The organism is Cloacibacillus sp., assembly GCA_036655895.1.
Taxonomy (GTDB): Bacteria; Synergistota; Synergistia; order Synergistales; family Synergistaceae; genus JAVVPF01.
This window is the reverse complement of record JAVVPF010000015.1, coordinates 35,306-53,727: the sequence shown is the minus strand read 5'-3', so window position 1 is coordinate 53,727 and position 18,422 is coordinate 35,306. Positions and strand designations below refer to the sequence as shown.

The 18,422-nt window shown below is 57.6% G+C and carries 16 protein-coding genes; 6 read left to right on the top strand and 10 right to left on the bottom strand.

The window, feature by feature from the left end:
• From RRY12_06425 to RRY12_06415, 3 genes are all read left to right on the top strand, one after another.
• Positions 1-1,254: an MFS transporter gene (locus RRY12_06425; protein MEG2184295.1), complete on the top strand. Its 1,254-nt coding sequence runs from the start codon at positions 1-3 to the stop codon at positions 1,252-1,254.
• Positions 1,254-2,156: a DMT family transporter gene (locus RRY12_06420; protein ID MEG2184294.1), complete on the top strand. Its 903-nt coding sequence runs from the start codon at positions 1,254-1,256 to the stop codon at positions 2,154-2,156. Before RRY12_06425 ends, RRY12_06420 begins: the two co-directional genes overlap by 1 nt.
• A 66-nt stretch (positions 2,157-2,222) precedes the next feature.
• A complete protein-coding gene (locus RRY12_06415) occupies positions 2,223-2,498 on the top strand; it encodes a type II toxin-antitoxin system Phd/YefM family antitoxin (GenBank protein ID MEG2184293.1) in 276 nt (91 codons plus the stop codon).
• A gap of 211 nt (positions 2,499-2,709) precedes the next feature.
• Here RRY12_06415 and RRY12_06410 read toward each other — a convergent pair whose 3' ends face one another.
• From RRY12_06410 to RRY12_06390, 5 genes are all read right to left on the bottom strand, one after another.
• On the bottom strand, positions 2,710-3,381 hold the full coding sequence (locus RRY12_06410) for a cytochrome c biogenesis CcdA family protein (GenBank protein MEG2184292.1): 672 nt from the start codon (positions 3,379-3,381) through the stop codon (positions 2,710-2,712).
• Position 3,382: 1 nt separating this feature from the next.
• Positions 3,383-3,886: a TlpA disulfide reductase family protein gene (locus RRY12_06405; protein MEG2184291.1), complete on the bottom strand. Its 504-nt coding sequence runs from the start codon at positions 3,884-3,886 to the stop codon at positions 3,383-3,385.
• 354 nt (positions 3,887-4,240) lie between these two features.
• Entirely contained in the window at positions 4,241-4,804 is a 564-nt protein-coding gene (locus RRY12_06400) for a DUF308 domain-containing protein (protein MEG2184290.1), read from the bottom strand.
• A gap of 337 nt (positions 4,805-5,141) precedes the next feature.
• Entirely contained in the window at positions 5,142-6,215 is a 1,074-nt protein-coding gene (gene buk, locus RRY12_06395; protein ID MEG2184289.1) for a butyrate kinase, read from the bottom strand.
• Between the two features lie 35 nt (positions 6,216-6,250).
• Positions 6,251-7,162, bottom strand: a complete 912-nt coding sequence (locus tag RRY12_06390) for a phosphate acyltransferase (protein ID MEG2184288.1) — start codon at positions 7,160-7,162, stop codon at positions 6,251-6,253.
• Between the two features lie 201 nt (positions 7,163-7,363).
• Between RRY12_06390 and RRY12_06385 the strand changes: the two genes are divergently transcribed.
• Entirely contained in the window at positions 7,364-8,731 is a 1,368-nt protein-coding gene (locus RRY12_06385) for an MATE family efflux transporter (protein MEG2184287.1), read from the top strand.
• Positions 8,732-8,736: 5 nt separating this feature from the next.
• Positions 8,737-10,158 (top strand): MATE family efflux transporter, encoded by a 1,422-nt coding sequence (locus RRY12_06380; protein MEG2184286.1) that lies wholly within the window; start codon positions 8,737-8,739, stop codon positions 10,156-10,158.
• Between the two features lie 64 nt (positions 10,159-10,222).
• On the opposite strand, the gene gpmA is transcribed toward RRY12_06380, so the two are convergent.
• A complete protein-coding gene (gpmA, locus tag RRY12_06375; GenBank protein ID MEG2184285.1) occupies positions 10,223-10,975 on the bottom strand; it encodes a 2,3-diphosphoglycerate-dependent phosphoglycerate mutase in 753 nt (250 codons plus the stop codon).
• 78 nt (positions 10,976-11,053) lie between these two features.
• A complete protein-coding gene (locus RRY12_06370; GenBank protein MEG2184284.1) occupies positions 11,054-11,269 on the bottom strand; it encodes a type II toxin-antitoxin system MqsA family antitoxin in 216 nt (71 codons plus the stop codon).
• A gap of 270 nt (positions 11,270-11,539) precedes the next feature.
• Here RRY12_06370 and RRY12_06365 point away from each other — a divergent pair, with 270 nt between their 5' ends.
• Positions 11,540-12,745, top strand: a complete 1,206-nt coding sequence (locus RRY12_06365; protein MEG2184283.1) for an iron-containing alcohol dehydrogenase — start codon at positions 11,540-11,542, stop codon at positions 12,743-12,745.
• A 102-nt stretch (positions 12,746-12,847) separates the two neighbouring features.
• Here RRY12_06365 and RRY12_06360 read toward each other — a convergent pair whose 3' ends face one another.
• The 3 genes from RRY12_06360 to RRY12_06350 are packed head-to-tail and all read right to left on the bottom strand — an operon-like array spanning position 12,848 to position 18,399.
• On the bottom strand, positions 12,848-14,017 hold the full coding sequence (locus RRY12_06360) for an efflux RND transporter periplasmic adaptor subunit (GenBank protein ID MEG2184282.1): 1,170 nt from the start codon (positions 14,015-14,017) through the stop codon (positions 12,848-12,850).
• Positions 14,018-15,313 carry a TolC family protein gene (locus tag RRY12_06355; GenBank protein ID MEG2184281.1) on the bottom strand — a complete coding sequence of 432 codons (1,296 nt, stop codon included), beginning with the start codon at positions 15,311-15,313 and terminating at the stop codon, positions 14,018-14,020. It abuts the gene before it with no gap.
• On the bottom strand, positions 15,313-18,399 hold the full coding sequence (locus RRY12_06350; GenBank protein MEG2184280.1) for an efflux RND transporter permease subunit: 3,087 nt from the start codon (positions 18,397-18,399) through the stop codon (positions 15,313-15,315). Before RRY12_06350 ends, RRY12_06355 begins: the two co-directional genes overlap by 1 nt.
• Positions 18,400-18,422 lie beyond the last annotated feature (23 nt).

The following is an 18,422-nucleotide window of genomic DNA, read 5'->3' as shown; positions in this document are numbered from 1 at the left end:
TTGCGTTTTCCTGAAGCGCTGCGGGCGCTCAACAGCCGCAACTACAGGCTCTTTTTCACGGCGCAGACGATCTCGATGACGGGGCTTTGGATGCACCGCATCGCCATCGGCTGGCTCGTCTTTGAGCTGACCGGCTCAAACGCCGCGCTCGGGCTGATGGACTTCACCGCCTCGCTTCCGATATGCCTTTTGACGCCGCTTGCGGGCGCCATCATCGAACGGCTCGACCTGCGAAAGGCGCTTTTCTATATGCAGGCCGGATGTATGGCGATAGCGCTGACTCTTGCCTTTTTCACCTTTACGGAGCTTATAACCTTCCCGATAATACTCTGCCTCGTCATCGCACGCGGCACGATAGACGCCTTTGAGCTGCCGACGCGCTACTCCCTCGTCAACTACATGGTCGACAGCAAAGACGACGTGGCAAACGCCGTGGCGCTGAACTCGACGCTCTTCAACACGGCGCGCATGATAGGCCCCACGCTTGGCGGCTTCGTCATCCACGCGTTCGGCGAAAGCTTCTGCTTCTTCTCCAACGCCTTCTGCTATTCAAGCACGCTCTGGGCGCTGAAACGCATGCGGCTCAAAAAACCGCCCATCGGACGCACCGGCGGCAAGAGCCACCCCATCCGCGATACGTGGGAGGGCATAAAGACGGCGCGCGACTTCGCGCCCTACAGATATTTCCTGACGCTTCTTACGATCACCGGATTTTTCTGCTTCCCCGCTATCATCCTCATGCCGGCAATGGCAAAGAGCGTGCTTGACGGCAACTCAGAGACGCTCGGGCTTCTGCTGATGGGAGTTGCGGTGGGCGCGCTTGCGGGCTCGCTTCTCATGGCCTCGCGAAAGACTACTGCCACCTATTCGTGGTGGTGCACGCGCACCTGTCTTGGCTTCGGCCTCTCGGTTACGCTCTTTTCGCTCTCGCGCAGCATACCGCTTGCCATTGCGCTTGCCGCGCCCGTCGGCTTCTGCATGGTCGTTTCCACAATAGCCTGCAACACGCTGCTTCAGACGATGAGCTCGGATGCCTCGCGCAGCCGCATCATGGCGCTCTACACCCTTGCCATTGTGGGCATACCGCCCTTCGGCAGCCTCATGTCCGGCAAACTTGGCGACATCGTGGGGACGGCCTGGGCGCTGTTTATATGCGGCGTCTGCTCCGCCGGCGCGGCCTGGTACTATATGAAAAAAATAGATAAAGTAAACGACGAAATTCTAGGCGCGCTGAAGCGCGAGGGGGCGTTATAATGACGGAGGCGAATTACCGCAAAGTTCTTATTGCGGACATAACACTGGTACTGGTGGCTTTTATCTGGGGCGCGGGGATACCGCTTTCTGCGGTGCTTGCGCGCGGCATCACGCCGCTGTGGGCCGTGGCGCTGCGAATGCTTTTTGCCTCCGTCTTTTTGATGATCCTGTTTCCCAAAAAGATACTTACGGCGACCGCGCGCGACTGGAAGATATCGCTCATCCAGACGCTCATACTGACCGGCGTCTTCATATCGCTCACCTTCGGCCTCACCTACAGCACCGCCAGCAAACAGTCCTTCATAGGCGGCCTCAACGTCATAATGGTGCCGCTCATGGTCTGGGGGCTCTACAAAGTGCGCCCCTCGGGCTGGATATTCGTAGGCGCCTCCGTTACCACGGCTGGGCTTTTGATAATGGGCTTCACGCCCGGCATGGAATTTAATTTCGGAGACTTTCTTTCGTTCATCATGGCGATATTCTACGCGATACAGGTGCTTGGCGCGGAGTACTGCTCGCGGCGCGTGGAGCCGATACGCCTCGTAGCGTTGCACATCATCCTGCTCGCCGTCATACTGACCGTGATAGCTCTGATATTTGAACCTATACCCGACCCGGCGCAGTTCAGCATGAAGATATGGGGCTCGCTGCTTTGCGTAGCGCTGCTCAACACGGTGCTTTGCTTCATCCTCCAGTTCAAGGCGCAGCGCGTCACAAACGCCTCGCACGTCGCGGTCATATTTTCGCTCGAAGGGCTTTTCGGCTACATCCTGGCCGTAGCAAGCGGCCAAGACCCGTTCCATCTTCAGGGCGCGCTTGGCGGCGTGCTCATCATAGCCGGTATGCTCATCACGGAGCTTGAAGGGATAATACAGCCGAAAAAGCAAAAAAACGGCGACTGAGTCCACGCAAAACCCACAGAGCATACCGCGCGTAATTATGCTAAGATATTATCGGGGGTGACCGTGATGAATCATATTAGACCTGTATCGGACCTGAGAAATAATTTTGCCGACATCTCACGCACTGTCCATGAGACCTCACAGCCCGTATTTCTTACAAAAAACGGTTACGGCGACATGGTCGTTCTCAGCGTGGAGTCCTTTGAAAACCTCCAGTTTGAAAGCGAAGTATACTTTAAACTTCTAGAGGCGGAAAAGGAAGAGGCTCTCACAGACAAACGATATTCCATAGACGAGGCGTTTATGGCGATGGAGGATGCCATAAACGACAGCAATGTATGAGCTCTATGCACCGACGAGTCAAAGTGCAGAATTATTTTCTTTTCTACAGCGTTGACGAAGAAAAACACCGAGTAACGATATACAGGATAATATATGCGCGCAGAAATTTTATTTGCGCTTTCAACACGAAATAAAAAGGTCACACCGCCTGCGGTCCATTTGCGTCAGGCGGTGTGACTGTTTTAGTTGCCCCTAGCGCTTGCGCGCGCCGTTACCCAAAAAGCGAGGCCCAGTAGCCGAAGGTGTTGGTCGCTATAGCAGCTCCCGCGGCAAGCAGAATGACGCCGGACACGCGTTTTATCGTCTTGCCGTGGCGCTTCAGCCACTGGAATATTCCCTTTATCCGCGTGAAAAAGACCGCGGCCAATATATACGGGATGCCAAGGCCCATCGAAAATACGAAGAGATAAAATATCCCCTCCGCGACAGTCTTTCCGTTGCCGGCCATCATGAGCGCCGAGCCGAGAAACGGCCCGAGGCACGGCGTCCAGCCGAGCGAGAAGGCGCCCCCGAAGAGCAGCGAGCCTATGAAGCCGCGGCGGGCCACTTTTACCTCGAGCTTCTTTTCGACGTCGAGGAAGCCTATGTTGAAGACGCCGAGAAAATGCAGCCCGAAGACCATTATCACGACGCCGCTTATCTGCTGCAGCAGTGCGCGGTGGTCGTTGAGCAGCGCGCCTATGGAGGTGGCGGTCGCTCCCATCGCCATGAAGACGACGGAGAAGCCGGCGACAAAGCCAAGCGTGTTGACGATGCTGGCGCGTTTGCCGTTTTCCGTCTCAGCCGCAAGATACATCAAATAGACGGGCAGCATCGGCAGCATACATGGCGAGATGAAGGCAAGAAAGCCTTCGAGAAAAAGGAGCGGCAGTTCCGCGGTCATCTTATTTTGCCTCGTCTACCAGCTTCATGACGGCCGCTTTCGTCGTGCCGCCCTGAATTTGTCCGACAAGTTTTCCCTGCGCGTTGATAACGTAGGTGCTCGGAATGTAGCGGATGCTGAAATAATCGGCAAGCGTCTGCTCCGTGTCAAGCAGCGTCGTCATCGTGTACTTGTTGTCCTTCATGAACTTCGCGGCCTTCTCCGGCGTGTCGCGCTGGCCGTCCGTCATGTTTATCGCAAGCAGCACGGCACGTCCGCTTTTTTTAAATTCCTTGTTCATCTCGTTGAACTCGGGCATCTCGTTGCGGCAGGGCGGGCACCACGTCGCCCAGAAGTTCAGCACGACCACCTTGCCGCGGAACTGCTCAAGCGATACGCTATGTCCCTCCGTGTCCTTCAGCGTGAAGTTCTTCACCTGCGCGCCGTTTGAGAGGGCGAAGGCCGAAGCCGCGAATATCGCAGTGATCGCCGCGGCGAGCGCTATTACCATAAATTTCTTTTTCATCAGAAGACATCTTCCCTTCGTTGGTTCGTTGATTTTACGTGACTTGCATTATACACTATATTTGTATTTTTTTAAAATACATATTTACAAAGCCTCTTTACATTTTTGGATAGGCCTATCTGTACGTGATAAATAATAAGAGAACGGCGCTAGTCCCAAAAACGCAGGAATACCGAAATTTGAAGCCGCCGGCCGCGCAAAAATAAGCGCAACAGGCTGCGTGCGGCTAACGCGCGGCGCGCCGGCAAAAAACAAACCGCCCCCGTAACCGGGGGCGGCTGTTTGATGTGTGGGTATCTGCGTGCGTTACAGAGGGGAGGTATCGTCTTCGTCCTTTATTTTTTTCGCCTGGCGCTATTTCTCAGCCTTTGCCGCCGCTTCGCATCCCCTGCCGAGGAAGATGAGGCTCATCCCGCTGAATATGAAATCTACGCCGAGCACTACGCCTATCATAGCCATTCCTGTTACCATGTTCTGCCACATCATCCAGGCGAGCACGAGGCTCAAGATGCCGGAGACGAGCGTCCATACGGCGCCGTCCATGTGGCGGATGCTCCAGTATTGGACTATTTTTGTAACGCCGTCAACGAGGAAGTAGGCCGAAAGCAAAATGGAGAGCGTCAGCACTCCCGCGAGGGGACGGGCGATGAAAAGAAAGCCCGCGACGAACGAGCAGATGGAGCTGAAAACTTCCCACCAGCCTCCGGTCTTGTCCTTAAATCCTTTATAGGCGCCGTAGGCCTGCGAGCCGCCCGCTATGATAAGCAGCCAGCCCACCACCATTTCGATGGCAAACGAGGCCGCAAGCGGCATCCACAGCGCTATAAAGCCCGTGATAAGCATAAGAGCGCCTGTCCAGTAGAACCTTGTTTTGTTTTTGATCAGATCTTCCTTGGTGATTTTTTCTGAGATCAACATTGTGAAACTCCTCCATTCGGTTTTTATATCTTATCAACTTCATAAAACTTTTAATGCTGACGGCGCGTCCCACAGCCGAAGCATCGAAGGGGGCTTTTGCCGACCCCGGCTCTCTGCCTCGACGGATTATATTTTATTTGCGGGCGATATAAATTATCACAGCAGTATTACCGCATCAATGATAGGTAGTTTCAGTCATAGTGCCGTATTAAGTTGTTTTGCCGTGCGGATAGGCTTTATTTTGGAGGATTTGCAATAGTTTGCGCCGGTCGAAAAAAAGTCTGAGGAGACGCTGCGCGCGTTGTCTGCGCGCGCGGCACCGTGGACTTTTTATATTTTAGATATATTCTCCGCCTGGATAGTTTCTTGCGCGCTCGCTTCCGTCAAGCACTCTTGTTGCGCCGGCTGCGAGCGATTCAAGTTCGTTTTCTCCGGGCAGCGTCATTATGCGGCCCAGGAATTTTATTTTTTTGGTTATGCGCTCAACGAGCGGACGTGAATGCGCCATGCCGCCCGTCAGAATAACTGCGTCTATTTCGCCGTCAAGCGCCGCGGCAAGCGCGCCCGCGCCCTTTGCTATCTGGTAGACGTAGGCGTCCAGCACGAGCCTCGCGCGTTCGTCCGTCTCCGCCATTTTGAAGACCTCACGAATGTCGCGCGTGCCCAGATAGGCGACAAGGCCCCAGCCAGAAAGCAGCTTTTTGCGCAGCTCGCAAAGCGTGTAGCGGCCGCTGAAGCATAGCTCAACAAGCTGGTCGGCCGGCAGCTCCCCCGCGCGTTCGGCGGAAAACGGGCCGTCGGCCTTCGCGCCGATGACGTCGGTTATGAGGCCATCTTTGTGCGCGCCCATCGTGATGCCGGTACCCAGATGCACGACAACGAAGCGGCATTCTTCGTAGCGTTTGCCAAGCGCGGCGGCAGCCTTGCGTGCCATCGCCTTTTGGTTCAGCGCGTGAACGAGGCTGTCGCGCTCTATCTCAGGCGCGCCCGAGAGGCGCGCCTCCGGTGAAAGCTCATCGACGGAGACGGGGTCTACGATGTAGGCTGGGCAGCCGGAAATGCGCGCGAATCTTTCGGCGATGAAGGCTCCAAGATTTGAGGCGTGCTCTCCGCGCGCGTGCGAAAGCAGATCCGCCTTCATCGCGTCGTTTACAGCGTATGTACCGGAGCGGATGGGCGCAAGCAGGCCGCCCCGCCCCACCACCGCGTCAAAGCGAAGCTCCGCCGCAGCCGCCGCCGCAAGAGCTTCCTCTATCGCCGCGCACCTTGCGTCGAGCTGGCCGAGCACCGTGTCAAAACGCCCGCGCTCCGCGTCCGAAAGAGGGATGTTCTTCTCAAAGAGAGCGCGGCCCCCGTCGAAGACCGCTATCTTTGTGGAGGTGGAGCCGGGGTTTACCGCCAGTATTTTCATCTGTGAAGCGCTTCCTTCGTATTGATTTGTATTGCCTACCTGCCGCCCGCTACTAGACAGGAGAGGGCTATCCCGTAAAATTTCGTCTGCGCGTCGTCTGTGCGCGAGCAGAGCACTATCGGCACCTTAGCGCCGAGCACCACTCCCGCGAACTTCGCCTTGCAGTAGTGTACGAGAGTTTTGGTGTGGATGTTGCCGCTTTCGATGTCGGGCACCAGGGTCAGGTCGACCTTGCCGGCGATGACGCTGTTTATCCCCTTGTGCGCGGCGGCCTCCTTTGAGGCGACGACGTCTATCGCGATCGGCCCCTCTATGGTGCAGGTGCAGGGCAGCTCGTCAAACTCGCCGTTCCGCCACGCTTCGACGAGAGCCGCCGCGTCCACAGAGGCGGGTATCTTGGGGTCTACCCTTTCGTTTGCCGCGATGCAGGCAACGTTGACGTGCTCGTAGCCCAGCGCGTGGATGGCGCGCAGAGCGTTGCGCAGGATATGTTTTTTCTGGTCGAGCGTGGGCGCGACGTTGAAGCCGCTGTCTGTGCAGAAGGAGAGATGGTTCTCGCCCGGTATCTCAAGCACGGCCAGGTGGCTCAACGTATGTCCGGCGCGGAGGCCGTTTTCGTGGTCCAGCACGGCGCGCAGAAAGTCCGCGCTGTTGACGAGACCCTTCATCAGAGTGTCGCCCGTGCCGTCGCGCACCAGCGCCACGGCCTTTCGCGCCGCGTCTGCCGGGTCGTCCGCGTGTACGACCTCTATTTTGTCGCCGATGCCCAGCTCCTCCACCACAGGCGCTATCACCTGTTCGTCGCCCACTAGCACCGCGCGCCCGAGGCCGTGCTCAAAGGCGAGCTTGACGGCCTCTATCGTCTCTTTGTCGGCGGAAGCCGCGACAAGGGTGCTGTCGGTCAAGCATCCGCAATTATCTATCATTTCGTCAAAAGTTTTGTACATTTAGTTTCCTCCCGTCAACATCATTCTGTATCCAATAATATGAGGCATTTTACGAATAAGAAAACGAGAAAACCGCTGAATATTGCTTGATACGCGTCTAGGTAAATTATACTATAATTAGGGAGCGCCGCCCGCACCTTTTTCAAATTTTTTTAAAGGCGCCCGCAATTTTCGCTGCGAAAGATGAATAGGAGTTTTTTTATGAAAACAAACGATACAAAGGCTCTCGGGACCGCCCCTATCGGACGGCTTTTGGTAGAGCTTTCAATACCCGCGATGGCCGGGATGTTCATGATCTCTTTATACAATGTGGCGGACGCCTTTTTCGTCGGGCGCGGAGTAGGCCCTCTCGGAATAGCCTCCGTCTTCATCTCCTTCCCCGCCACTCTTGTCGTCATGGCCGTCTCGCAGACCTTCGGCGTAGGCGGCGGCTCCGTCATTGCGCGCGCGCTCGGCGCGGGCGACACAGAACGCGCCGGCGGCACGCTGGGAACTATCTTCGTCGCGGGAGCGGCCTGTTCGCTTCTTATGACGGCGCTGCTTTTGATATTTTTGCCGCGGCTGCTTGAAATGCTAGGCGCCGCGTCGGACATGATGGAGTATTCGCTCGTCTACGGCGGCGTCATCTTCCTCGGCACGCCCGTCTATTTTATGATGATGGTGCTCAACAACCTCGTGCGCGGCGAGGGCAACACGCGGCTTTGCATGTACAGCATGATGATCTCGTCGGTGCTCAACATCCTGCTCGACCCGCTCTTTATCTTCGTCTTTCACTGGGGCGTGGCGGGCGCGGCGTGGGCCACGGTGCTGTCGCAGATTTGCGCGCTCGTCTGGCTCGTCTATTACTACGCAAGCGGCAAAAGCGCCGTGCCCGTAGGCAGACGCTACCTGCGCCGGCCCTCTCTGCCGCTGCTTTGGCAGGTGCTGACGGTGGGCGCGTCGGCCTTTGTTCGGCAGGTGGGCATCGCAATCTCGTGGACTGTGCTGAACAGAATATTTTCCAGCACCGGCGGCTCAATCGCGGTCGCCTCTTCCGGACTGGTGCAGCGGATACTTTCGCTCATAATAATGCCGGTCATAGGCATGGGGCACGGGCTGCTGCCGCTCGTTGGCTACAACTACGGAGCAAACAACTTCCGGCGCGTGCTGCGCGCGATGAGGCTCTCCAACATAGCAGCCACGGTAATCTGCTGCATCTGCGCCGTGCTGCTTTTCATCTTCCCGCGCGCGGTGCTGGCGCTCTTTTCAAACGACGAGGCGCTGCTTTCGTCAGGCGCGGCCGGCATCTACTGCATAGCGCTGGGACTGCCCTTCGCGGGCGCGCAGGTGATGGTCTCCACATACTATCAGGGCACGGGCAGCGCGCGGATGGCATTCTTTCTCTCGATGCTGCGGCCGCTTCTTTTGCATCCGCCGCTTGCTTTGGCGCTCTCCGCCATCTGGGGCGTGGACGGCGCGTGGGCGTCGTTTGCGGCAGCCGATATTTTCGCATTTATCATCTCATGGGCCATCTTCATGCGTGGCCGCAGAGAGCTTAAACTGATGTTCGCACAAAGGACGGGAGCATAGCAGTCATGATCAATTTTATAAAAGAGGCAGTAACAAAGATAAAGGAACAGACGCGCGAACGCGGCGCGGTGGATCTAGGAAAAGGGCCGGTGCTCTCGTCGCTGGTGCGGCTTGCCGTCCCCTCGATAGCGATGGTGCTCTTTCACACGCTCTTCAATCTAGTCGACACGGTATTCATATCGTGGCTCGGCGAAAGCTACATGGTCGCCATCTCGTACACCTTCCCAGTGCAGATAGGCGTCTGGGCCGTCTACGAGGGCGTCGGCAACGGCGTCACGGCGCTCGTGGGCCGCAAACTCGGCGAGGGAAACCAAAAAGAGGCGCAGCGCATTGCGGAGTCGGGACTTATTTTTTCCTACCTTCTCTGCATGCTGTGGCTGCCCTTTATCTTTGAGCCGGCTTCAAACGCCTTCTTCAGGATGCTGGGCGCTACCGACCCCGTGACGCTGCATCAGGCCTACCTCTATAATTTGTGGATACCGCCCACGCTGCTCACCATAAGCTACACCTACATGGGCAACTCGCTCTTCCGCTGTCAGGGCAACACCATCATACCGCTGAAATATTTCATCATAGCAAACGGGCTGAACCTAGTGCTGGACCCAATATTCATCTTCACCTTCGGCTGGGGCATGACGGGCGCCGCCTTCGCGACATTCATCGGGCGCGTCGTGGGACTTTTCTATATAATGAAAAAACTGCGTGATTCAAGCGCGCTCAAACTGCCCGTCATAGCGCCGCCGCGTCTGTGGATGGCGAGATACTGGATGGGCATAACGAAAATAGGGCTTCCAGTGACGCTCGCCACAGGAAGCGTCGCCTGCGGCATGGGGACTGTCAACAAGATACTTTCTGCTACCTACGGCAACGCGGCGGTGGCCGGCTGGATGATAGAGCTGCGCGTGGAAGACATCTCGTTCAACTCGATGATGGGCATAAACGACGCGCTCGTGCCCTTTCTCGCCTATAACTACGGCAGCCGGAACCTATCGCGGATGAAGGCGGGCATCATAGCCGCCGTAAAGATAAGCGCCTGCATCACCATCCCGCTTGGGCTTGCGCTCATGATATGGCCGTGGCCCGCGGTCGCGCTCTTTCGCCCCACCGCGCACACCGCCGACATCGCGGTGCAGTCGCTGCGCATAACCATAGCGGCCTATCCGCTCGTCATCTACAATATTTTTTACAACGCGCTCTTCGTGGCCACCGGCTATTCCGCCTTCGGCCTCATCGTGCAGATATGCCGCAGCCTCATCTTCCGCATCTCCGCCATCTGGCTGCTTGCCGGGCTCGTCTCCATCCAGTGGATATGGCTATTCCAGCCCATCTCATTCGTGGGCGGCACGCTGGTCACTTGGCTCTTCGCGCACTACCTGATGAAAAAACTCGAACGCGACATGGGCGGCGTAATGCTCAAAACAAAATAAAAACACCGGGCGCCTCATCCGACATGAGACGGCCGATATTTTTATTTGATTATTTGCCGCGCCTTTAATCTTTCTTCGCTGAACCCTGCTTTGCCACCGCCTCCTGCGCCGCCTTTATCGCCTCGGCGTCGCCAAGGTAGTAATGACGGATGGGCTTTAATTCGTCGTCCAGCTCATAGACGAGCGGTACGCCCGTCGGTATGTTGAGCCCGACTATCTCCTCCTCGGATACGCCGTCAAGATATTTGACGAGCGCGCGGAGGCTGTTGCCGTGCGCCGCTATTATAAGGCGAACGCCCGCGCGGACGTCCGGCGCTATGACCTTTTCCCAATAGGGCACGACGCGCGCCACCGTGTCTTCAAGGCACTCGCCAAGCGGAAGCTCCTGCGGCGTAAGGCCGGCGTAGCGCGCCTCACGGCCCGGCCAGCGTTCGTCGCCCGCCTCAAGAAGCGGCGGCCTCGTCGCGTAGCTGCGGCGCCATATCTTCACCTGCTCGTCTCCGTACTTCGCCGCCGTCTCCGATTTGTTCAGACCCTGCAGCGCGCCGTAATGACGTTCGTTGAGACGCCACGTCTTCACCGTCGGTATCCACATGAGGTCCGTCTCCTCCAGCACGCACCAGAGCGTCTTTATCGCACGGCGCAGCACCGAGGTGTAGGCCTTGTCAAAGACGAAGCCCTCGCCTTTAAGCAGGCGGCCGGCAGCCGCGGCTTCGGCAAGCCCCTTCTCCGAAAGCGGCACGTCCTGCCACCCCGTGAACCTGTTCTCCTTGTTCCAAGCGCTCTTTCCATGTCTGATAAGCACGATTTTATACATGACTGATCCCCCAGAAAAAGTTATTTTTATCCGTAAGTTTAATTGTCAGCCAGAGACGAAGGCTTGTCAAGCTAAGGGTCAGGCCGCGTCTTTGAAATTGACGACGGTTATTTCCGTCATCCCGTTTCTGAGGCTGGAAACGATTTTTTCAAGCTCCGAGGCGACCGCGTCAGAGTAGGAGATTTCTCCGCACTGAACGCAGACCTGCGACGGAACATTTTTGACGATGATGATCGTACCCTCTATTTCAGTCATGAAGGTCGTCTCTTTATCTTCCATATTTCCCTTGCACATAAAACACCTCATCCGTCACCGCTCCCTTCGCCAGCGTTGTGATCATTTTATGCTTTCATTCTATTCTCTCGCTCTCTTTAATTCAAGTTCCTTTTCACGTTCGGCGCGCTCTGTGTCGCCTGCACATTAGATAATGTTATATCGGTATATGTATAGCGATATGCCGTTTTTATGCCTATTCAGTAATGTGGGAGCGATATATAATGCCATCAGTGAACGAGATACGATGGACCACAAAAATATAAAATTTATTTACAGGAGGAATTGATCATGGCAAGATTTACATTACCGCGCGATCTCTATCATGGAAAGGGTTCGCTGGAGGCTCTTAAGACGCTCAAAGGCAAAAAGGCCTTTGTCGTGGTTGGCGGCGGAAGCATGAAACGCTTCGGCTTCCTCGATAAAGTTGAAGCTTATCTTAAAGAGGCCGGTTTTGAGGTGCGTCTCTTTGAGGGCGTAGAGCCGGATCCTTCCGTTGAGACGGTCATGAAGGGCGCGTCCGAGATGAGAAGCTTTGAGCCGGACTGGATAATCTCAATAGGCGGCGGTTCGCCCATCGACGCGGCCAAGGCTATGTGGGCCTTCTACGAGTACCCAGAGACCACCTTTGAGGCGCTCTGCATTCCCTTCAACTTCCCCGAGCTGCGCCAGAAGGCAAAGTTCTGCGCCATTCCGTCAACGTCAGGCACGGCCACCGAGGTGACGGCCTTCTCAGTCATCACAGACTATCAGAAGGGCATCAAATACCCGCTCGCCGACTTCAACATCACGCCGGACGTGGCGATAGTAGACCCCGACCTCGCGGAGACGATGCCTAAGAAGCTGACGGCGCACACGGGCATGGACGCGATGACGCACGCGGTCGAAGCCTACGTCTCGACGCTGCACAGCGACTACACAGACCCGCTTGCGCTGCACGCGATAAAGCTGGTCAGCGAGAACCTGATAGATTCCTACAACGGCGACATGGAGGCGCGCGCCACGATGCACAACGCGCAGTGCCTGGCCGGTATGGCCTTCTCAAACGCGCTACTTGGCATCGTGCATTCAATGGCGCACAAGACGGGCGCCGCATACTCCGGCGCGCACATCGTCCACGGCTGCGCAAACGCGATGTATCTGCCTAAGGTGATCCGCTTCAACGCAGAGGAGCCGGCGGCGGCGGCAAGATACGCCGAGATAGCACAGTTCCTGGGCCTCTGCGGCAAGAACACCGCGGAGCTTGTGGAGGCGCTTGTGGATCACATCAACACAATGAACGCGGCGCTTGACATCCCCTCGCGCATCAAGGATTACGAGGGCGGCGTCATCTGTGAAAAGGAATTCATGGAGAAGCTGCCGAAGGTCGCGGAGCTTGCCGTGGGAGACGCCTGCACAGGCTCGAACCCTCGCGCTATAACGCCCGCTCAGATGGCCGAACTTCTTAAGAGCTGCTACTTCGACAAGGAAACGCTCAAGGCGGCGCGGGCGGCATAAAAAAGACACCTTCCTCCTCCCAACAGGATACAGGTAAAGTTCAAGACGTCAAAAGGCCCGGTATGCACCCCGGGCCTTTTGACGTCGTGTCATAGTTCGTTTTTAGTTTTCTACGCTGACGGCCTCTCCGCTTTTTAGGTTCGCGCCTCCGAAGGTTATCACTTCGTCGCCTGCGTTCAGGCCGTCCGTTATCTGCGTGCGGCCGTTTTCTTTTATGCCGGTCTTCACCTGACGCATTATCGCTTTGCCGTTGCGCACTATGAAGGCGTAGTAGCCCTCTTCGCTTGCGTGAAGCGCGCCGTCTGCCACCGTTATCGCGTTTTTATATTCTTTTTCGACGATGGAGGCCGTTCCGAACATTCCGGGGCGCAGCCGTCCGCCCGCCTGCTTGTCGTTGTCGAGCTCTATCTCTACGCTGCTTGTGCGCGTGGCTGGGTCTACGTATTGGTCGATGCGCGTAACGGAGCCTGTGAATTTTTCGCCGGGCAGAGCGTCAAAGGCAAGCAGCACCGGCATACCGATTTTTACGGCGAATATTTTGAGTTCCGGTATTTTGAGCGTCGCTTTGAGCCTGCGCGGGTCGGCTATGTCTAGCACCGGCGACGACGGGGAGATCATAGCGCCCTTTGTCAGCGTGTAGTCGTTGAGCACGATGCCGTCCATCGGCGCGCGGATGATATAGTCCTCTTTTGTGGAGGCGGCGCGCGTGGACTCCGCGGAGTACTGGCGCTCCTTCGCGCGAGCCGCTTCAAGCGCGGCTACGGCTCCGGTGTGCTCCGTCTCTATCGCGTCAAGCTGCTGCTGCGTTGAGAAGCCCTCTTTATAGAGGCGGCGGTAGCGGTCTACGTTTGTCTTTGCGTTGAGCATCTCGGCCTTCGCCTTCGCAGTCTCCGCGCGTGCTGCGGCAAGCTGGGCCGCGGCGGAGTAGACGAGCGCGTTCTGCTGGTCGTGCTCAAGCGTCGCCACGACGTCGCCCGCGCGGACGATGCTGCCCTGTTTTACGCGAAGCTCCATGAGCCTGCCTGTGACGCGCGGCAGAAGCTGCACGCGGCGGCGCGCCTCGACGGACATGTTCTGGACTATTTTGTCGGCGACGGTGGAGTCTGCGCCCGCACGTTCCGTCTGGACGATGGCGGAGCTCTCCGCGGCCTTTTTGTCCCTGCCGGTGAATATCTTGTCGCGATGGCTGAAGAGGCCTATCGCCGCGATTACCGCGATAAATACGAGAATGACTATGGCTGTGCTTTTGTCGGGAAGTTTTATTTTGCTCATCTAATTTTTATCTCCATTCCATTCGGCGGCCGTGCCCTCCGTCACCCTGAGGGCGACTGCGGCGATGAGGCAGTTGTATTGCGCGCGGTTGTATTCAAGCTGGGTCGCCGTGAGCGACGACTGCGCGTCGAGCAGGTCGAGCTGCGGCGTGACGCCTTCGCGGAAGCCGGCCTGCGCGAGGCGCAGCGTCTCCTTTGCCAGTTCAAGCGCCTTTTCGGAGGCGGCCAGGCTCTTGCGGCTCGTTTCGATGTCCGCCCACGCGGAGGCCACCTCGGATTTTATATCTATGTTTTTTTGAGAAAGCGCGATGGCGTTCTGCTCGCGCACCGCTTTTGCGGTGATGACGGCGCTCTGCGTGACGTTTCTGTCAAAGATGGGGACGGCGAGCGTTATCTCCGCGCGCCACGTGTCTCCGCTTTGGTCGCTGCGCTGATAGGGGTTTGCCCAGCCGGAGGAAAGCCCCGCCGTCACCTTGGGCAGAAGTCCGCTCTTTTCTATCTTTATCTGGTTTGCCTGGTATTTGAGCTGTTCTTCGAGGCCCATGCGGTCGGCGCGGTATTGCTGCGCCGCAGCAAGCGAGAGGCTCTGGTCGCCCGATACGGCCGGCGTGTACAGAGCGCCCGCCACTTCGCGGCGCTCTTCGGGCGCTATCGCCATGTAGTTCATCAGCGATATCTGCGAGGTCTCAAACATGCCTCGCGCCATTGCAAGCGCCGCCGTGTTGGTGGCAAGCTGCTGGCCGGCGCGTATGACGTCAAGACGGTTTGCGAGGCCCAGCTCCGCCATCTTCCTCACCTGCTTTAGGTGCATCTCTGAGGTTGAGACCGCGGACTCCTCGGCCTCTATCTGCTTTTTTTTGAGCAGCACGTCGTAGAAGCGCGCGTAGAGCTCGCCCGCCGTGAGGTTTTCGCCGTCCGCAAGAGCGAGGCGCGCGATGCTTTTTACCTGCGGCGCCTGCGCGCGGATGGCGCTGTTTTTGCCGCCGGAGTAGATGACCTGTTCAAGCATCGCTTTGACGTTTCTGTTGTCGCTTCTGTCCGAGCCGTCCGTCGTCTGCGGCTCGCGCTGTTTGTCCGCGGCGGCTGAGGCCGATACGGAGGGCAGCAGCGTGCCGTCTGCCGCGAGCTTGAAGGCGTCCGCCTTTATCAGCTCCTGACGGAGCTGGCGAAGCTGCGCGTTGTTTTTGAGCGCGAGCGTCACCGCCTCGTTTATGTCGATGGGGGCCGCAGCGCGCGCGCCGGATGCGAGCAGCAAGACGAGCAGCGCGGCCGCCGCGCCTTTTGCAAAGTTTTTCATCAGCACCGTCCTCTTTCTTTTTCTTTGTAGCGTCTGAACGCCTGGTATCTTCTGAACCTGGCGCGCGCCCTGTCCATCAGGTCGTCCATCATGAGGTAGATGACCGGTATGACGAGCAGAGTAAGCAGCGTCGAGGTGAAAAGGCCTCCGATGACCGCGACGGACATCGGCTGGCGCGTCTCGCCGCCCTGTGAGAGCGCAAGCGCCACGGGCAGCGAACCTACCATCGTGGAGACTGTGGTCATCAGTATGGCGCGGAGGCGCAGCGGCCCCGCTTTGAGCACGGCCGTTACCTTGTCGCAGCCCGACGCTCGCAGCTGGTTTATGAAGTCGACAAGCAGTATCGCGTTGTTGACGACGACGCCGACCAGCAGTATGACTCCCATGAAGCTCATGACGGAAAGCCTCAGCCCCATTAGGGCGAGCAGTCCGAAGGAGCCTGCGGTCATAAGAGGCAGCGAGAACATTACCGTGAACGGGTGGACGAAGGATTCAAACTGTATCGCCATGACGATGTAGACGAGCAGTATCGCAAAGATGAGCGCGATGGACATGTAGCCGAAGCTCTCTTTCATGTTCTCCGTGTCTCCAGACGGCACCATGCTGTAGGTCCCGTCCTGCGGCGCGTATTTTTTGAAGACCTCTTCCATCGCCTTTATGCCGTCGCCGGGCGCGATGCCCTCGACGTTTGCGCCTATTTCAAGCGAGCGCTGGCGGTTGTAGCGTTTTATGACGTTCGGCGCCATGCCGATGGAGCTTGTGACTACGCCCTCGGCCGGGATGGTGGCTCCGCTTTTTGTGGTGATTAGCGTCTTTAGCACCTTCGTCGGATCGTCGCGCGAGCCGCTTTCGGAGCGCAGCCGGATGTCGTAGCGGTAGCCGCCTTCGCTGAAGGTGCCGCTGTTGTCTCCGCCGAACCACGTCAGCATCTCGTCGGAAAGGTCACGTATGCTTATGTTCAGGTCGTCCGCAAGGCCGCGGTTGAGCGCAAGGTTGATGCGGGGCTTGTTCATGCGCAGGTCGGTGGTGATGTCCACCAGTCCGCGCGCGTGCTCGTCAAGGTCCTTTTTTATCCGGTCGCCCAGGATGGCGAGCCCTTCGCTGGTCGGCCCCTGAAGGACGAGCGTGATGTCAGACGCGCCCCACGTGCCCATCAGCAGGTCTACGTCGCGGAAGCGCGAAAGCTTTTCGCGCAGCCTCTTCATGACGACGGCGGCCTTCGGGCGCAGCGAGGCGTCAACAAGTTCGATATTTATGTTCGATTTGTAGACCTCCTCGCCGGAGCCGCTGCCAACGACGCCGTAGGTGTAGGCGACGGCCTCGTCCTGCTTTATGACCTCCACCATCTGCTTCGTGACGGCGTCCGTCACCTCAAGCGACGAGTCGGCGGGAAGCTCCGCCACGACGCGCAGACGGCCCTGGTCCTCGCTTGGGAAGAACTCGGTGCCCAGTATCGAGGCGAAGAAGATGCCTACCGCAAAGAGCCCAAGGGCGGAGGCAAGGATAAGTTTTCTGTGGCTGACGGAAAAGAAGAGCGCTCCCGCGTATTTTTTTTCAAGCCAGATGAAGGGGCGTTCCATCAATATCTGCGCGCGCGTAGGCGGCTTTGAGCGGCCCAGAAGCCGCGAGCAGAGAAAGGGCGTAAGCGTGAGCGATATTATGAGCGATATTGAGATCGTCATGGCTACTGTGACGCCGAAGGCGTTGAAGAAGCGCCCCATCATGCCGCCCATGAAGGCGACCGGCACAAAGACGGCAAGAGTGGTGGCAGCGCCCGCGAGCACCGCGAAGGCCACCTCGCCGGTGCCGTCCTCGGAGGCGCGGAAGGCGCTTTTGCCGTATTCTTTGTGACGCGATATATTTTCCATGACGACGGTGGTGGCGTCTACCACCATTCCTACCGCAAGCGACAGCCCCATCATCGACATGTTGTTTATCGAAATGCCCATCCAGTAGAGCACGGAGAGGCTGCCCAGAAGACAGACCGGTATCGTGATGACGGCGATGAAGGTCGCGCGCAGAGTCCGCAGGAAGAAGAACATTATAAGCGAGGTGAGTATGACGGAGGTGACGATGTCCCAGAAGACGCCGTTCATCGACCTAAGTATAAATTTCGCGTTGTCGGAGACGACGACGAGGCTCGTTCCGGCCGGAGCGTTTTTATTGAGCTCGGCTATGCGCTGCTGGACCAGCCGCGAAAGCAGCACTTCGTTTGCGCCCTTCTGCTTGCGCACCATGACCATGATGGTTGGCTTGCCCTCATAGAGCGAGCTGCTGCGCTGGTCCTCAAAGCCGTCCTCAACGCGCGCCAGATCGCGCAGGCGGATGACGGCGCCGTTTCTCACCGTGATGGGAAGGTAGGCAAGCTCCGCAGCCGACGAGTATTCGCCCTCTATGCGGATGCCGTACTCCTTTGCGCCAGTCTCGACGCGTCCCGCCGGAAGCTCGACGTGCTTGTCGTATATTGCGTTTTTGATCTCTTTTGTGGTTATGCCGTAGGATTCAAGCGACTGCGGGTTGAGCCAGATGCGCATCTCCCTGTCGCGAAAGCCCGCAAGCTGCACGCCGCCCACGCCCTTTACCGTTTGCAGGCGCTCCGTCACAATCTTGTCGACGTAGCGCGAAAGAGTGCGCATGTCGGTTCTGCCGTCGTTTTTGACGGCGATGTTCATTATCGGCCTGTCGGACGGGTCATACTTGTCCACCTGCGGGTCGTCGCAGTCGTCGGGCAGCTTGCCCGCGGCCATGCTCACCTTGCCCCGGACGTCCGCCGCAGCGAAGTCGACGTTGCGGTCAAGCTCGAACTCTACGACGATTACAGAGCGTCCCTCGTAGCTGCTTGAGGTCATGTTCTTGATGCCCTCGATGGTGTTGATGCGCGCCTCAAGCACGTCCGTCACGTCGTTGTCCATGATTGCCGGGCTTGCGCCCTCCATCGTCGTGCGGACGACGACTATCGGGAACTCGACGTTCGGCATTCGTTCAACGCCCATGTTGGAGTAGGAATAGATGCCGAATATGACGACCGCGATGGTCAGTATCAATACCGTTACCGGACGCCGCAGAGAACTTTCAGTAATTTTCATCGATTGAAGACATCCTTTTGCCG

What these genes read in the sequence shown, in the direction of transcription:
- RRY12_06420 (MEG2184294.1), top strand. Translation starts at nt 1,254, where the DNA reads ATGACGGAGGCGAATTACCGCAAAGTTCTTATTGCGGACATAACACTG.
- RRY12_06415 (MEG2184293.1), top strand. Translation starts at nt 2,223, where the DNA reads ATGAATCATATTAGACCTGTATCGGACCTGAGAAATAATTTTGCCGAC.
- RRY12_06410 (MEG2184292.1), bottom strand. Translation starts at nt 3,381, where the DNA reads ATGACCGCGGAACTGCCGCTCCTTTTTCTCGAAGGCTTTCTTGCCTTC.
- RRY12_06405 (MEG2184291.1), bottom strand. Translation starts at nt 3,886, where the DNA reads ATGAAAAAGAAATTTATGGTAATAGCGCTCGCCGCGGCGATCACTGCG.
- RRY12_06400 (MEG2184290.1), bottom strand. Translation starts at nt 4,804, where the DNA reads ATGTTGATCTCAGAAAAAATCACCAAGGAAGATCTGATCAAAAACAAA.
- buk (MEG2184289.1), bottom strand. Translation starts at nt 6,215, where the DNA reads ATGAAAATACTGGCGGTAAACCCCGGCTCCACCTCCACAAAGATAGCG.
- RRY12_06390 (MEG2184288.1), bottom strand. Translation starts at nt 7,162, where the DNA reads ATGTACAAAACTTTTGACGAAATGATAGATAATTGCGGATGCTTGACC.
- RRY12_06385 (MEG2184287.1), top strand. Translation starts at nt 7,364, where the DNA reads ATGAAAACAAACGATACAAAGGCTCTCGGGACCGCCCCTATCGGACGG.
- RRY12_06380 (MEG2184286.1), top strand. Translation starts at nt 8,737, where the DNA reads ATGATCAATTTTATAAAAGAGGCAGTAACAAAGATAAAGGAACAGACG.
- gpmA (MEG2184285.1), bottom strand. Translation starts at nt 10,975, where the DNA reads ATGTATAAAATCGTGCTTATCAGACATGGAAAGAGCGCTTGGAACAAG.
- RRY12_06370 (MEG2184284.1), bottom strand. Translation starts at nt 11,269, where the DNA reads ATGTGCAAGGGAAATATGGAAGATAAAGAGACGACCTTCATGACTGAA.
- RRY12_06365 (MEG2184283.1), top strand. Translation starts at nt 11,540, where the DNA reads ATGGCAAGATTTACATTACCGCGCGATCTCTATCATGGAAAGGGTTCG.
- RRY12_06360 (MEG2184282.1), bottom strand. Translation starts at nt 14,017, where the DNA reads ATGAGCAAAATAAAACTTCCCGACAAAAGCACAGCCATAGTCATTCTC.
- RRY12_06355 (MEG2184281.1), bottom strand. Translation starts at nt 15,313, where the DNA reads ATGAAAAACTTTGCAAAAGGCGCGGCGGCCGCGCTGCTCGTCTTGCTG.
- RRY12_06350 (MEG2184280.1), bottom strand. Translation starts at nt 18,399, where the DNA reads ATGAAAATTACTGAAAGTTCTCTGCGGCGTCCGGTAACGGTATTGATA.